The organism is Streptomyces sp. NPDC101234 (assembly GCF_044767525.1).
Lineage (GTDB): Bacteria > Actinomycetota > Actinomycetes > Streptomycetales > Streptomycetaceae > Streptomyces > Streptomyces sasae.
In genome coordinates, this window is record NZ_JBIWOA010000003.1 from 197,471 (window position 1) to 210,993 (window position 13,523).

Genomic DNA, 13,523 nt, shown 5'->3' on the forward strand with positions numbered 1-13,523 from the left:
CCTATAGGATTTGCCACCCTCCGGCCACTCCAATCCGACGGTAAGCGCTGTCAGAGCCCGTGTCGAGCCTGATCAAAGCTATCTCTGTCACAAGTCTTGACGGACGCGCACACCTGACCCACGATCGCCGCATCAATTTCCTATCTGATTCTTCAGGGGTGGGACATGCGCTTCCCGACCAGATCCGTCCTGCCCGGGGTTCTCGCGGTGACGTTGCTCGCCGCGGGGTCGGCGGCCTGTACGTACCGCAACGCACCCGGTCCCGCCGCCGGTCAGGCCTCTGCGGCCCGACGCACGGGCGGCGGAGCCGACTTGGCGGACGGTTCGAAGACCAAGGTCGCCCTCGTGCCCGGCGGCGCCCATCCCTACTTCCAGCCGTGGAAGACGGCGGGCGCCGCCGCGAAGAAGACCTACCGCCTCGGGGACGTCACCTTCGACGAGACGGCCGAATGGGACCAGCAGAAGCAGAACAACCTGCTGTCCACGCTCGCGGCACGCGGCTACAACGCCTTCGGGATCTTCGGTGTCTCCCCCACCGACATCAACACCACCTTCGCGGACCTCAAGTCCCAGGGCTTCCCCGTGGCGTCCCTGGGCTCCTGCCCGGCCGGCAGCACGGACGAGGCCGACTTCTGCCTCTCCACGGATGTCGAACTCGCCGCCTACAAAGCCGCGAAGGCGGCCATCGACGCCATGGGCGGCAAGGGCACCCTGGTCCATCTGACCGGCAACAACGTGGACGCCAACACCCAGTTGCGGATCAAGGGCGTCGCCCGCGCCGTCAAGGAGTCCGACGGCAAGGTGAAGTTGCTGCAGACCATCACCGACATCGACACGGACCTGCAGACCGCGCAGAAGGCCGTGTCCGACCTGCTGGCGGCCAAGGGCAGCCAGATCACCGGCATCGTCGCCACCGCCTACAACCCGGCCGTCGCCGCCGCCGACGCCGTCAAGTCGTCCGGCTCGAAGGCGAAGGTGATCGCCATCGACGACGACGCCAAGATCCTCAGCGGCATCAGGCAGGGCACGGTCACCGCCACCGTCGTACAGAACCCGGTCGGGCAGGCCGAGATCGGCACCTGGGCGCTGGCGCTGCTCCAGACGAAGCAGTGCACGGTACGCGATCCCGGCGTGAAGGTGGACTCCGGTTCGTTCGTCGTCACCAAGGCGAACGTCGACGGCTACGACAAGGCACGGCAGGCGAAGACCGCCGAACTGAAGACGGAGTTCGCCGACAAGTACCTCTCGTGCGGCTGACCGTCCGACGGAGCACCGGCAGCGCCCCGACCGAGAGTCCCGACAGAGAACGGACATCGATGAGCATCATCACGACCGCGACCGTCAGGCTGGCCGACATCGCCGTCGAGACGGACCGTACCGACGCGGTGCAGTCCTTCGTCAAACAGGAGACGGTCCTGGTCGACCTGGAGACGGCGGACGGCCTGACGGGCACCGGCTACGCCTATACGATCGGCACCGGCGGCACCGCCGTACTGGCGCTGCTGCGCGACCATCTGCTGCCCGCCCTCGTCGGCCAGGACGCCCGCACGGTCGAGGCCCTGTGGCAGCGGCTGTTCGCCCTGACCAGGGCCACCACCACCGGCGCCATCACCTCCCTCGCCCTCGCCGCCGTGGACACCGCCCTGTGGGACGTGCGCTGCAAGCGGGCGGGCGAGCCGCTGTGGCGGCTGGCCGGCGGGCATCGCCAGGAGGTGCCGGTCTACGACACCGAGGGCGGCTGGCTCCATCTGGGCACCGAGGAGCTGGTGAAGGGCGCCCTGCGGGCCCAGGAGGCGGGCTGGGCGGGCGTCAAGATCAAGGTGGGCAAGCCGCATCCCGCCGAGGACGCGGAACGGCTGCGCGCGGTACGCGAGGCGGTGGGGCCCTCGCTGCACATCATGACCGACGCCAACCAGTCGCAGACGGCGTCCTCGGTGCTCCGGCTCGCGGCCGCGCTTGAACCGTACGACCCCTACTGGCTGGAGGAGCCGCTCCCCGCGGACGACATCAGCGGGCACGTCCGGCTCGCCCGCGCCACCCGGATACCCGTGGCCGTCGGCGAGTCCATGTACTCGCTGATGCAGTTCCGCAGCTACCTGGAGAGCGGCGCCGCGTCCGTCGTCCAGGTCGACGCGGCCCGGATCGGCGGCATCACCCCGTGGCTGAAGGTCGCGCACCTGGCGGAGAGCCACAACGTGATGGTCTGCCCGCACTTCCTGATGGAGCTGCACGTCAGCCTCTCCGCGGCGGTGCCCAACGGCCGGTACGTCGAGTACATCCCGCAGTTGCGGGCCGTGACCCGGACCGAGCTGACCATCCGCGACGGCATGGCCGTGGCCCCGGACGTGCCGGGCATCGGTATCGACTGGGACCTGGACGCCCTCGACGACCGGAGGGTGGCATGACGACCTCCGTGAGCCCACCGGAGACCGTTCCGGCACAGGAGAGGACGGCCGGTCACCGGATGCCGTTCTGGGTCAACCAGCGGCTCGGCCTGCTGGTCCTGGTCATCGCCCTGAGCGTGCTGTTCGGCGTGCTGCGGCCGGCGTTCCTCGACCAGCGGCTGGTGCTCTTCCCGCTCCTGCGGGACGTCGCCATCCTGACCGTGGTGGCGCTGGCCCAGATGGCCGCCCTGTCCGTGGGGCACATGAACCTCGCGGTCGGGCGGATGGCGGCCTTCGGGGCGATGTTCGCAGGCATCGGCTACGACAAGCTCCATCTGCCCATGCAGGGCGGGCTGTTGCTGTGCCTGGCCGCAGGTGCGGCGATCGGCGCGGTCACCGGCCGGCTGATCGCCCGGACCGGCGTGAGCTCCTTCGTCGTCACCCTGGCGATGGACTTCGCCCTGCTGGGCCTGGTGTCGTTGATGTACTCGGGCCTCACCGAGGACGCCGCCTTCACCACCCGCCCGGCCGGCATCGACGCGCTGCGCTCCTACTCCCTCGCCGACATCTGCGTGGGCCCGCTCTGCGGTTCGCCGGCCGTCCCGCAGCTCGCCCAGTTCACCGTGTTCGCCATGCTCGGTCTCGGTTTCCTCTACGGCTGTACGCGTATCGGCAGGGAGCTGCTGCTCACCGGGGCGAACCCGGCCGCCGCCGAGCTCTCGGGCATCCCCACCGGACGCCGGGTCCTGCTGGCGCACACCCTCTCCGGACTGCTCGCGGCGCTCGCCGGGTTCATGGCCGCCGCCGGTACGGGCACGTTCCGCGCCTCCATCGGCGACGACTTCATGCTGCCGTCCTTCCTGGGCGCGGTGCTCGGCGGCACCCTGCTCACCGGCGGGGTGGTGTCCGTGCTCGGCACCCTGCTCGGCACCGCGCTGGTCGGCGTGATCCGCAAGGGGCTGGACCTGCTCGGGGTCGGCCTGGAAAGCCTGAACATCTACCTCGGCTGCATCCTGCTGCTGGCGCTGTCGGCCGACCGGATCCGCACCGTGGTGTCCTATCGCAAGGTGGTGCGCTCCACATGAGCCCATTGCTCGATCAGCAGGGCCGGGCCGCCGAGGTGCTGCGCCGGTTCTCCCGTACGACGGCGGCCATGCTGCTGCTGGTGGTCGTGGCCGGATCCGTGGCGCTGGAGGTGGCGTCATCGGGCTCCTTCCTCGAGGGCCCCTCGGTGCGGGTCTTCCTGCAGTACCTGGCCACGCCGATCCTCATCGGCCTGGCCCAGATGGTGGCGCTGTGCGTGGGCCAGCTCAACCTCGCCGTCGGTGCGCTGGGCGGCTTCACCGCCTGTCTGACGGGTGTCCTGATGGCCGATCACGGGGTACCGGCCGTGATCGCCGTGCTCGCGGGGCTGCTGACCGCCACGGCCGTCGGCCTGGTGACCGGGATCGTCATCGTGGCCACGCAGATCAACGGCTTCATCGTCACCCTCGCCACGATGACGATCCTCCTGGGCGCCCAGTACCGGCTCGTCGGTACCCGGACCGTCGACGGCTACTCCGCCACCCTGCGCGACCTCGGCACGGCGGCACCGCTGGACGTCCCCCTCGTGTTCGTCACGGCGATCGTCGCGGCTGGTCTGCTGGGCGCGTTCATGTACCGCACGGTCGCGGGGCGGCGGCTGCTCGCCGCCGGCGGGAACCCGCTGGCGGCCAGGCTGTCGGGCATCTCCACCGACCGCCAGATCGTGCTGGCGCACACGCTGTCCGGGCTCCTGGTCGGGGTGGCCGCCGTGACGGCGACCGCCTCGCTGCCCGGCGTCAACCGCAGCGTCGGCGGCGACTGGCTGCTGCCGAGCTTCGCCGCGCCGATCATCGGCGGGGTCGCGCTCACCGGCGGTTCCATCGCCGTGTTCGGGACCGTGCTGGCGGCCTTCGTGACCCGGCTGATCGACGCGGCCCGCGCCCAGTTCTCGCTCGACCCGAGCTGGGTGAACCTGCTGATCGGCCTGGTCGTCCTCGGTACGGTCGCAGGCGGCCACCTGCACCAGACCCGCCTCGCGAAGAGCGCGTCGTCTCCGCAGCCGGAAGGTGCCCGATGAACACCGTCCTCCTCGAATGCCGGGACCTGGTCAAGGTCTTCCCGGGCGTGCGCGCCCTGGACGGCGTGGGCCTGCGGCTGACCGCCGGCAGCGTGCACGCCCTCCTCGGTGAGAACGGCGCCGGCAAGTCCACCCTCATCAAGGTCCTCACCGGGGTGCACGCCCCCGACGGCGGCACCCTCGCCTGGGAGGGTGAACCGGTGCAGCTGCGCTCGCCGTTGGAGGCGACCCGTACCGGTATCGGCGTCGTCCACCAGGAACGCAACCTGATCCCCGGCTTCTCGGTGGCCGAGAACATCACGCTGCAGAAACCTCCGTCCAGGCGTGGGCTGGTCGACTACGCGGCCATGACCGAACCGGCCGCAGGATGCCTCACGGAGCTGGGCGTCGACCTCGACCCGGACCGGCCGGTGCGTGAACTGTCGGTCGCACAGCAGCAGTTGGTAGAGATCGCCAAGGCCCTGTACACGGAGAGCCGGGTGCTGCTCCTGGACGAACCCACCGCCTCCCTCTCCCCCGAGGAGACGGAGCGCCTGTTCGCGGTGATCCGGCGGCTGGCCGAGCGCGGTGCCTGTGTCGTCTTCGTCAGTCACAAGCTGGAGGAGGTCTTCGCCGTCTGCGACACGGTCACCGTGCTGCGGGACGGGAAGTCGGTGCTGGAGTCCTCGCCGCTGGCCGACCACTCGCACGACGACATCGTGAGCCTGATGGTGGGCCGCGCGCACGCGGCGACCGAGCTGCGCCCGCGCACGGTCGACCGGTCCGCCGCGCCCGCGCTGGAGCTGGACGGGGTCGCCACGGCCGGCGGGCACCGCGACATCGCTCTGGCGGTGCGGCCCGGGGAGATCGTCGGCCTGTACGGGCTGGTCGGTGCGGGCCGGAGCGAGCTGGTCAAGGCGGTGCTCGGCCTCGACCGCATCACGGCCGGCGAGGTCCGGGTGCACGGGCGGACGGCCCGGATCAGCTCTCCGCGCCAGGCCCTGCACGAGTTCGGCATCGGGTACGTGACCGAGAACCGCAAGGAGGAAGGTGTCTTCCTGGCACAGCCGATCGTCCGCAACATCACGGTGACGGTGTGGCGGAGGCTGGTCAGGGCGTTCGGGTTCGTCCCGGCGGGCAAGGAGCGCGCGACGGCCCAGGACCTGGTCGAGCGGCTCGGCATCCGGATCGCGGGGCTCGCGCAGAACGCCGGTGAACTCTCCGGCGGCAACCAGCAGAAGGTCAGTCTCGCCAAGTGGCTCGCCGCCGACACCCGGTTGCTCGTCATCGACGAACCGACGGTGGGTGTGGACGTCCGCACCAAGCGGGCCTTCCACGAACTGATCTGGGAACTGGCCCACGACGGCCTGCCCATCCTGCTGATCAGCAGCGACCTCGCGGAGATGGTCACCCTCGCCGACCGGATCGTGGTCATGACGGACCACCGCGTCCGTGGCGAGGTCGACAACGACCGGGACTACGACCGGATGAGCGGCCGGATCATCCGCCTGATCCACGACCGCGACGCGGTGCGCTCATGAGGCGGGTGGCCCAGGTCGTCGCCGTACGCCCGGAAAAGCTCGACGAGTACCAGGAGTTGCACCGCGCTGTCCCGGAGCCGGTCCTGGACCGGCTCCGGCGCTGCCGTATCGCCAACTACTCGATCCATCTCCTCGGCGACCGGCTGTTCGCCTACTTCGAGTACCACGGCGACGATCTGGAGGCGGACCTGGCGCTGATGGCCGCGGACGAGGCGACCCAGGAGTGGTGGCGGCTCACCGCGCCCTGTCAGACGCCGGTTCCGCAGGCGGCTCCCGGCGAGTGGTGGGCCACGGCGGAGCAGGTGTTCCTCATGGAGTAGCCGACGCGTCGCCCTGGTCCTCGTGCTGGCGCCGCATGCTGCGGGTGAGGTGCTCCGTCATCGCCTCGGCCGCCCGCTCGGGGCTGCGGCGCAGCACCGCCCGTACGATCCGCTCGTGCTCGGCGACGGTCGGGCCGCCGGCGCCGACCACGTTGCTGAGCCGGAAGATGTGCAGGTGCGCGTGGAGGCGTTCCACGGCGTCCGCGAGCAGCGGCCGGTGCGCGGCCTGTCCGATCGCCTCGTGGAAGCGCTGGTCGAGCGCGGCGAAGTCACGGTACGACGCGTACCGGCCGTTCGGACTGGGCTGGACCTGCATCTCCTCCAGGATGCGTTCGATACCGTCGAGCTGTTCCTCGGTGGCGTTCGCGGCGGCCAGGGCTGCGGCCCTGGGTTCCAGCAGCAGCCGCATCTCGAAGAGTTCCGCGAGGCCCTGAGGGGTCAGCAGCTCCGTGGCCCGGTATCCGGAGAGGGCGCGCTTGACCACCAGTCCGTCGGACTCCAGCCGGGCCAGCGCCTCCCGGACGGGGGTGGGCGAGACCTTGAGGGTGCGGGAGAGCGCGTCGATGCCGACACGGGCGCCGGGGGCGATCTCGTGGTCCATGACCATCGCCTTGATGCTCTCGTACACGCTGTCCGACAGCGCCTGCCGGACGGGAGGCGGCTCGCCGTGCCCGACGCCCTCGCCGGGGACCCCGGCCGCGGAAGAGCCGTGCGGCGGCATCCCGGCGCCTCCTTCCAAAGGCCTGCGTGTGGCCCTCAGTTTACCCAGGTGGGCGCGGCGGGAGGCCCGGAAGTCCTGATCAGGCGGTGCGGCCGGGTACGTGGTGCGCCGCCCCGTACGCCACGTGCCCCACGGGATGCCCCGGCCGCGCCCCGCCGGGACAGTGGAGAGAGCGGACAGGTATCCGGGATCGGAGATGATCCCATGCCCATCCACCACTGCTCGGCGCCCGTGGGCCTGCTCATCGACTCGATGAAGGCCGACCTCGCCGAGGCCATCACCGAGGCCCATGTCGAGGCGACCGGGGCGCCCCGCGTGTTCGTGCACGTCTACTTCGCCGAGCTGCCTCCGGGAGCCGCCTACAGCGCCGACGGGATCGACCCTCGGATCTCCGGGATCCAGGGGGCGATCCGCGCCGGGCGGACCCTGGACGTCAAGCAGTGGTGACGTGCGACGGCGGGGTCACGCTCACCCCGGTCAGCGGTGTGCACCCGCACCACATCAAGCCGGCCGGCTCGGCGGACGACCCGCAGGTCGTCGAGGTGCCCGGCGCCAAGCTGCCCCAGAACGTCGAGCCCGGCGAGGCCACCCCGGTGGACGGCACCCCCGTCGTCGTGGGCGACAGCGGTGTCACCCAGGCCCGATGATCCGAGGTACATCTCCGCGAGCGCTCGGCCGGTCACACCGGCCGAGCGCTTTGCACGCCCCTCCCACCACCCGCCATCTCGTACTGGCGTGCTATGACCGTGTTCCATGGAGACCGTGGCGACCGAGCCGATCACCCCGTCCACCCCACGGCCCGTACGGCGGCCGACGCTGGTGCAGGGATGGCACGAACTCACCTTTCTGCACTGGCCGGTGGAGCCGGAGCGGGTGGCGGGGCTGCTGCCGGCCGGCACCCGGCCCGACACGCTGGACGGGGTCACGTACATCGGCCTCGTTCCGTTCCTGCTGCGGCGCACCGGTCTGGGGACAGGGCCGGGGCTGCCCTATCTGGGCACCTTCTGCGAGACGAACGTACGGCTGTACTCGGTGGACGAGCAGGGCCGGCGCGGGGTGGTGTTCATGTCCTTGGACGCGACCCGGCTGCTCCCGGTGCTGGCGGGCCGGCTCGGGGTCCGGCTGCCGTACCTCTGGTCCGCGATGCGGCTGCGTCACGAGGGCGATGTGGTCACCTACACCTGCCGACGGCGGCGCACGGCCGCCACGAGCCGGGTGGTCGTACGGACCGGGCCGCCGATCGCCGATCCCTCGCCGCTGGAGCACTTCCTGACCGCACGCTGGGGACTGCATGTCAGCTGGTTCGGCCGCACCGCACACCTGCCGAACGAGCATCCGTCCTGGCCGCTGCACCGGGCCGAACTGCTGGATCTAGACGACGAGTTGATCGAGGCGGCGGGTCTGCCCGCACCGCTGGAGCCGCCGGTCAGCGCGCTCTGGTCCCCCGGCGTGCGGGTGCGGTTCGGGGTGCCGACACTGCTCCGTCACTCCAGGTAAAGAACTCGTATGGTCTAGTCCAAAGTGCACTTTGGTCCAGTCCAATCTATTGACGTGGTCGTGACACCTCCGGAAGCTGGGGCGACTCCCCACCCCCACAGGAGGCACGCAGTGAGAACTCTTCGCGCATGTCTGGGCGCGGCGGCCGCCGTCACGCTCGCCGCCGCCGGCACCACCGCACTCGTCGCGGGCAACGCCTCGGGCGCGACCACCGCACTGAGCAACCGCTGGTACGCGGCCGCGCCCTATCTGATGCCGCTCGACAACGACCCGCCGAGCGCGGCCGCCATCATGGACGCCACCGGCCTCAAGGCCTTCCAGCTGGCGTTCGTCCTCGCGCCCAACGGCGGCGGCTGTTCCCCCACTTGGGGTGGTACCGCGGCGGTGTCCGCCGACACCGCCGTCCAGTCCGTCATCAACACCATCCGCGCCAAGGGCGGCGACGTCTCCGTCTCGATCGGCGGCTACGGCGGCACCAAGCTGGGCCAGACCTGCGCGGACGCGGCCTCGACAGCGGCGGCCTACCAGCAGGTCATCACCAAGTACGGGCTGCACGCGATCGACTTCGACCTGGAGGAGCCGGAGTACGAGAACACCGCGGCGATCAGGAACGAGATCGGCGCCGCGAAGATCCTCCAACAGAACAACCCCGGCCTGTACGTGTCGGTGACGACGGCCGGTACGGCGGACGGGACCGGCTGGTTCGGCAAGCAGATGCTGCTGGAGGCCAAGTCACAGGGGTTCACGCCGAACAACTTCTCCATCATGCCGTTCGACGGCGGCTTCAACGGGGCGGCCTCGCAGACCGGCGCGCTCACCAACTTCAACTCGATCCTGCAGTCCACCTTCGGCTGGGACCAGGCGACCGCCTACGCCCACGAGGGCTTCTCCGGGATGAACGGCCGCAGCGACACCGGCGAGTACTTCACCCAGGCCGACTTCCAGACCGTGCTCGACTACGCCACGAGCCACAACATGGACCGCTTCACCTTCTGGTCCCTCAACCGCGACCGCCAGTGCACCCCGGCCGACAACGGAGGCCGCACATCCGGCACTTGCTCCAGTGTCGCCCAGAACTCCTGGGACTTCGCCAAGTACTCGGTGAAGTTCGCCGGGGTGACCCCGCCGACGACCACCCCCACACCCACCCCGACGCCGACTCCGACCTCCTGCAAGACCGCGTGGAGTTCGACGGCGGTGTACGTGAAGGACGACGAGGCCTCGTACGGCGGCCACAACTGGAAGGCCAAGTGGTGGACCCAGAACGAGGTGCCGGGCGCCTCGCAGTGGGGCCCCTGGACGGACGAGGGAGCCTGCTGAACCCCTTGACGTGATTGGTCCGGACCTTTAGCTTCACGGGTCATCGACGGTTAAGGATGCGGTCACAGTTCACGGACATGAACATCAGGGCTGCGGCCGCATCCCTGACGAAAGGACCCCCACGTGAACCGTTCCCGGCTGCTCGCGGCGCCGACCGCGGCGGGCCTGGCCCTCGCCCTGACCGTCCTGCTCGGCGGCAGCGCGAACGCGGCGAACCCGAACGTCGCGCCCGGCGGCAACTTCGACCTGTCCGTATGGCAGCTCCAGGAGCCGGTCGGCTCCCCCGGCTCGCCGACCACCATCCCCTCGTCCCGGCTGCAGGGCGCGAACGGCTACCAGGACGCGTACTTCTACACCGACACCCGCGACGGCGCGATGACCTTCTGGGCGCCCGAGAAGGGCGTCACCACCCCGAACTCCGACTACGCCCGCTCGGAACTGCGCGAGATGAACCGGGACGGCAGCTCCGCGAACTGGTCGCTCAGCGGCAGCCACCGGATGAACGCGACACTGCGGGTGGTCTCGGTGACCAAGAACGTGTGCGTGGGCCAGATCCACCTCGGCACCGGCGGCTCGTCCACCAAGCCGCTGCTGGAGCTGTACTACCACTCCAACGGCGACATCGTGCTCGGTACCGAGAACTCCCCGGACGGCGGCCAGACCACGCACAGCGTGGGCCATGTGTCGGTGGGCAAGACCTGGAGCTACACCATCGCCGTCTCCGGCGGGAACACCATCGACCTGACCGTCAACGGCAGTACCACGCACTACGCCGTCCCGTCCTCCTTCAACCAGTACAAGCAGTACTTCAAGGCGGGCTCGTACAACCAGTCGTCCTCCGACAGCACCACCAACGGCGCCCGGGTCGCCTTCTACGGACTGACTGTCACACACGGCTGAGTTCGCCTGGTCCGGCCTGGCGGGGGCTGCCGTTCCGCAGCACGATGGAAGGGCCATCCGCGCCACGGCCGGACGACGGGAGGACCGATGACTCAGAGCTGGGGACCACGCCCTCCCGTCACGGCGGACGGCGCCGAATGGCGGCCCGCGCTGGACATCCCCGCGCCCGGGCCGCAGCGTCGCTGGACGGTGCTGCTGCGCTGGCTGCTGCTGGTCCCGCAGTACATCGCGCTGTTCCTGCTGGGCATCGCCGCGTTCTTCGTGACGGTGGCCGGCTGGTTCGCGGCGCTCTTCCTCGGCCGGCTGCCCGACCCGATCGCCTCGTTCCTGGGCACGTACCTGGCGTACGAGACACGGATCTCGGCGAGTTCCATGCTCCTGGTGGACCGCTATCCGCCCTTCGCGCTCACCGCACCCGACTATCCGGTACAGATCGAACTGCGGCCCACCACACTGAACCGGCTCGCGGTGCTGTTCCGGCTGATCCTGATGATCCCGGCGGCGATCATCTCCAACCTCGCGGCGACCGGCTGGTTCGCGATCAGCTGGATCTTCTGGATCATCGGGATCGTCCTGGGGCGGCTGCCCGGCCCGGTCTTCGGCGCGACGGCGGCGGTGGCCCGCTACCGGTTGCGGTTCGGCGCCTACGTCAGCATGCTGACCCCCACCTATCCCAAGGGGCTCCTGGGCGACCAGCCGGCCACCAAGGCCGAGGTGGCCCAAGAGGCCGGCGAGGTCCGCTCCGCGACCCGGCCGCTGCTCCTGGACTCCACCGCGAAGCTCCTGGTCTGGGTCTTCCTGGTGCTGGGCCTGGTCACCCAGGTCCTCTACCGCAGCAGCACCGACTACGGCGGCTACGACGACTCCGGGCTCGCACATCAGTCGCAAGTGGTACATCTCGCGGGACGGTCGTAGCGTCGTAGAGAAGCACATACGGCGGTACGGGCGGGAGCGACCATGCGGAAACCAGTGGTGGGAACGGCGATCGGACTCGGGGCTTGCCTGCTGCTCACGACGGCGATGACGACGGCATCGGCGACTCCGCCGACATCGGCCGCACCGGCCGCGCCGGCCGCGTCACAGGGGGTCCAGCATCCCGTGCTCGTCGACTGCCTCTGGCACCAGCGGTTCCGGCCGACCAACTTCATCCTGGCCTGCGGGGACGGCAACAGCGTCCTCGCCGGCATGCACTGGACCCGGTGGAACGACAACACCGCGGTCGCCCAGGGCATCAACTGGGTGAACGACTGCAAGCCGTACTGCGCGAAGGGCACCTTCCGCAAGTACCCGGTGACCGTACGGCTCGACCAGCCGACGGTGTGGAAGAAGCATCCGAGCGTGCAGCACTTCACCCGGATGACCATGACCTACTCCGGAGCGAGGCCGGCCGGATTCACGCAGGTCATGACCGTCCCGCTGTGGAACTGAGCGGGCTCGTCACCCGGGCGGGCGGCACGCGGGGCCGGGCCGTGCGCCGGGCGGGCGACGTCCCGGCCGGGGCTGCCGTCGAGCCGGGCCCGGGAAGCGTCATGTTGGTGTGACCGGTTCGCCGGAGTTTCGCACTCCCGTCGAAAGAGGTCACATGCCCCGATTCCCCCGCCCGACCGTCGTCGCGCCGGCCGTGGTCGCGATCGGTCTGCTCGCGGCGGCCCCGGCCGCGAGCGACGGGCCGCTCGTCTCGAATCCCCATGCCAGCGCCCACTTCGATCTGACGCGCGGGCAGACGCCCGACAGCGTCGTCGCCGAGCGGGGCGGCTCGGCCGACGTCTCCTTCGCGTTCGCCCGGCAGGTCGTCAAGGTCACCCGCGAGCGCCGGGTCCATGTCCTGGCGACCCTGCCCCCCGAGGACCACCCCCGCACCGCACTGGTGAACGGCGCCGTCACGCTCGGCCTGGCCCGCGCCCAGGACGGCACGCTGTACGTCAACTACGCCACCGGCACCGACAGGACAGGTGTCTGGCGCATCCCGGCGAGCGGCGGCACGCCCGAGCAGATCGCCCAGCTCCCGCCGGACGGCCTGCCCAACGGCCTGGCCCTGGACGAACGGCACGGCGTGCTCTACGTCGCCGACTCGGCCCTGGGCACGGTCTGGCGCGTCCCGCAGTCGGGCGGTGCGCCGACGGCCTGGGCCAGGGGCGCCGCGCTCACCGGGCTGCCGGGGTCGGCCGACGGCTTCGGCGCCAACGGGATCAAGGTCCACAAGGACGCGGTCTGGGTGACCAACACCGACCGGGGAACGCTGCTGCGCATCCCGGTCGGCGCCGACGGCTCGGCGGGGGCGGTCGCGACCCGGGCGACCGGCCTCGACGGCGTCGACGACTTCGTCTTCCCCGGGCACTCGGACGTCGTCCTCGCCGCCCTGAGCACGTCCAACGAGGTCGCTCTGGTCCGCCCGGACGGTACCCACGACACCGTCCTCACCGTGCAGGACGGCCTGTCCAACCCGACCTCGCTGGCGGTACGCGACCGCGACCTGTTCGTGGCCGACGCCGCCTACCTCACCCAGCGCGACCCCAACCTCCTGAAGGGCCGCCTCGACGCCTACTTCGCCCGCCAGTAGCCCGGAGCCGGTGCGGAAGTTCCGGCGGGCGCGCTCGCGGGTGGCGAAAGAACGGCGTGCCACACACGGCGCCCGGACCGCACCGGCCGAAAGGCGAACACCGGCCCATGGCAACCGCAGCCGCACAGGGCCCCCGCCACCACAACCGCCCCGTCGGCAGTGCGCCGCCCGCAGCGGCCGCCCGCATCGAGGGACCGGAC

General features: G+C 70.6%; 15 protein-coding genes. 14 read left to right on the forward strand and 1 reads right to left on the reverse strand.

The genetic code is table 11. The features are described from left to right. The first annotated feature begins 165 nt into the window (after window positions 1-165). The 6 genes from ACIRR9_RS07380 to ACIRR9_RS07405 are packed head-to-tail and all read left to right on the forward strand — an operon-like array spanning window position 166 to window position 6,325. A complete protein-coding gene (locus tag ACIRR9_RS07380) occupies window positions 166-1,257 on the forward strand; it encodes a sugar ABC transporter substrate-binding protein (protein WP_403748538.1) in 1,092 nt (363 codons plus the stop codon). 59 nt (window positions 1,258-1,316) lie between these two features. Then, window positions 1,317-2,405 carry a mandelate racemase/muconate lactonizing enzyme family protein gene (locus tag ACIRR9_RS07385; RefSeq protein WP_403748540.1) on the forward strand — a complete coding sequence of 363 codons (1,089 nt, stop codon included), beginning with the start codon at window positions 1,317-1,319 and terminating at the stop codon, window positions 2,403-2,405. Continuing rightward, window positions 2,402-3,469, forward strand: a complete 1,068-nt coding sequence (locus ACIRR9_RS07390) for an ABC transporter permease (RefSeq protein WP_403748542.1) — start codon at window positions 2,402-2,404, stop codon at window positions 3,467-3,469. The genes ACIRR9_RS07385 and ACIRR9_RS07390 overlap by 4 nt, the downstream gene beginning before the upstream one ends. Next, window positions 3,466-4,485: an ABC transporter permease gene (locus ACIRR9_RS07395; RefSeq protein WP_403748544.1), complete on the forward strand. Its 1,020-nt coding sequence runs from the start codon at window positions 3,466-3,468 to the stop codon at window positions 4,483-4,485. The genes ACIRR9_RS07390 and ACIRR9_RS07395 overlap by 4 nt, the downstream gene beginning before the upstream one ends. Then, entirely contained in the window at window positions 4,482-6,005 is a 1,524-nt protein-coding gene (locus ACIRR9_RS07400; protein ID WP_403748545.1) for a sugar ABC transporter ATP-binding protein, read from the forward strand. The genes ACIRR9_RS07395 and ACIRR9_RS07400 overlap by 4 nt, the downstream gene beginning before the upstream one ends. After that, window positions 6,002-6,325 carry an L-rhamnose mutarotase gene (locus ACIRR9_RS07405; protein ID WP_403748548.1) on the forward strand — a complete coding sequence of 108 codons (324 nt, stop codon included), beginning with the start codon at window positions 6,002-6,004 and terminating at the stop codon, window positions 6,323-6,325. The genes ACIRR9_RS07400 and ACIRR9_RS07405 overlap by 4 nt, the downstream gene beginning before the upstream one ends. Here the strand turns inward: ACIRR9_RS07405 and ACIRR9_RS07410 are convergent. Next, window positions 6,315-7,046: a GntR family transcriptional regulator gene (locus ACIRR9_RS07410; RefSeq protein ID WP_403748550.1), complete on the reverse strand. Its 732-nt coding sequence runs from the start codon at window positions 7,044-7,046 to the stop codon at window positions 6,315-6,317. The genes ACIRR9_RS07405 and ACIRR9_RS07410 overlap by 11 nt on opposite strands. Window positions 7,047-7,250: 204 nt before the next feature. On the opposite strand from ACIRR9_RS07410, the gene ACIRR9_RS07415 reads away from it, so the two are divergent. The 8 genes from ACIRR9_RS07415 (at window position 7,251) to ACIRR9_RS07450 (ending at window position 13,323) form a co-directional block, all read left to right on the forward strand. Further along, the gene (locus ACIRR9_RS07415) at window positions 7,251-7,493 is read left to right on the forward strand and encodes a 4-oxalocrotonate tautomerase family protein (RefSeq protein ID WP_403748553.1); all 243 of its coding nucleotides are present in this window, start codon (window positions 7,251-7,253) and stop codon (window positions 7,491-7,493) included. Continuing rightward, complete coding sequence (locus ACIRR9_RS07420; RefSeq protein ID WP_403748556.1) at window positions 7,487-7,693, forward strand: hypothetical protein; 207 nt, start codon at window positions 7,487-7,489, stop codon at window positions 7,691-7,693. Before ACIRR9_RS07415 ends, ACIRR9_RS07420 begins: the two co-directional genes overlap by 7 nt. 106 nt (window positions 7,694-7,799) lie before the next feature. Further along, window positions 7,800-8,543, forward strand: a complete 744-nt coding sequence (locus ACIRR9_RS07425) for a YqjF family protein (protein ID WP_403748558.1) — start codon at window positions 7,800-7,802, stop codon at window positions 8,541-8,543. Window positions 8,544-8,654: 111 nt separating this feature from the next. Beyond that, entirely contained in the window at window positions 8,655-9,863 is a 1,209-nt protein-coding gene (locus ACIRR9_RS07430) for a carbohydrate-binding protein (protein ID WP_403748560.1), read from the forward strand. 123 nt (window positions 9,864-9,986) lie between these two features. Next, complete coding sequence (locus tag ACIRR9_RS07435; RefSeq protein WP_403748563.1) at window positions 9,987-10,763, forward strand: polysaccharide lyase family 7 protein; 777 nt, start codon at window positions 9,987-9,989, stop codon at window positions 10,761-10,763. Window positions 10,764-10,850: 87 nt separating this feature from the next. Further along, the gene (locus ACIRR9_RS07440; protein WP_403748566.1) at window positions 10,851-11,678 is read left to right on the forward strand and encodes a DUF4389 domain-containing protein; all 828 of its coding nucleotides are present in this window, start codon (window positions 10,851-10,853) and stop codon (window positions 11,676-11,678) included. A 42-nt stretch (window positions 11,679-11,720) separates the two neighbouring features. Beyond that, on the forward strand, window positions 11,721-12,191 hold the full coding sequence (locus tag ACIRR9_RS07445; protein WP_403748569.1) for a hypothetical protein: 471 nt from the start codon (window positions 11,721-11,723) through the stop codon (window positions 12,189-12,191). Between the two features lie 154 nt (window positions 12,192-12,345). Then, entirely contained in the window at window positions 12,346-13,323 is a 978-nt protein-coding gene (locus tag ACIRR9_RS07450) for an SMP-30/gluconolactonase/LRE family protein (RefSeq protein ID WP_403748572.1), read from the forward strand. Window positions 13,324-13,523: the final 200 nt, after the last annotated feature.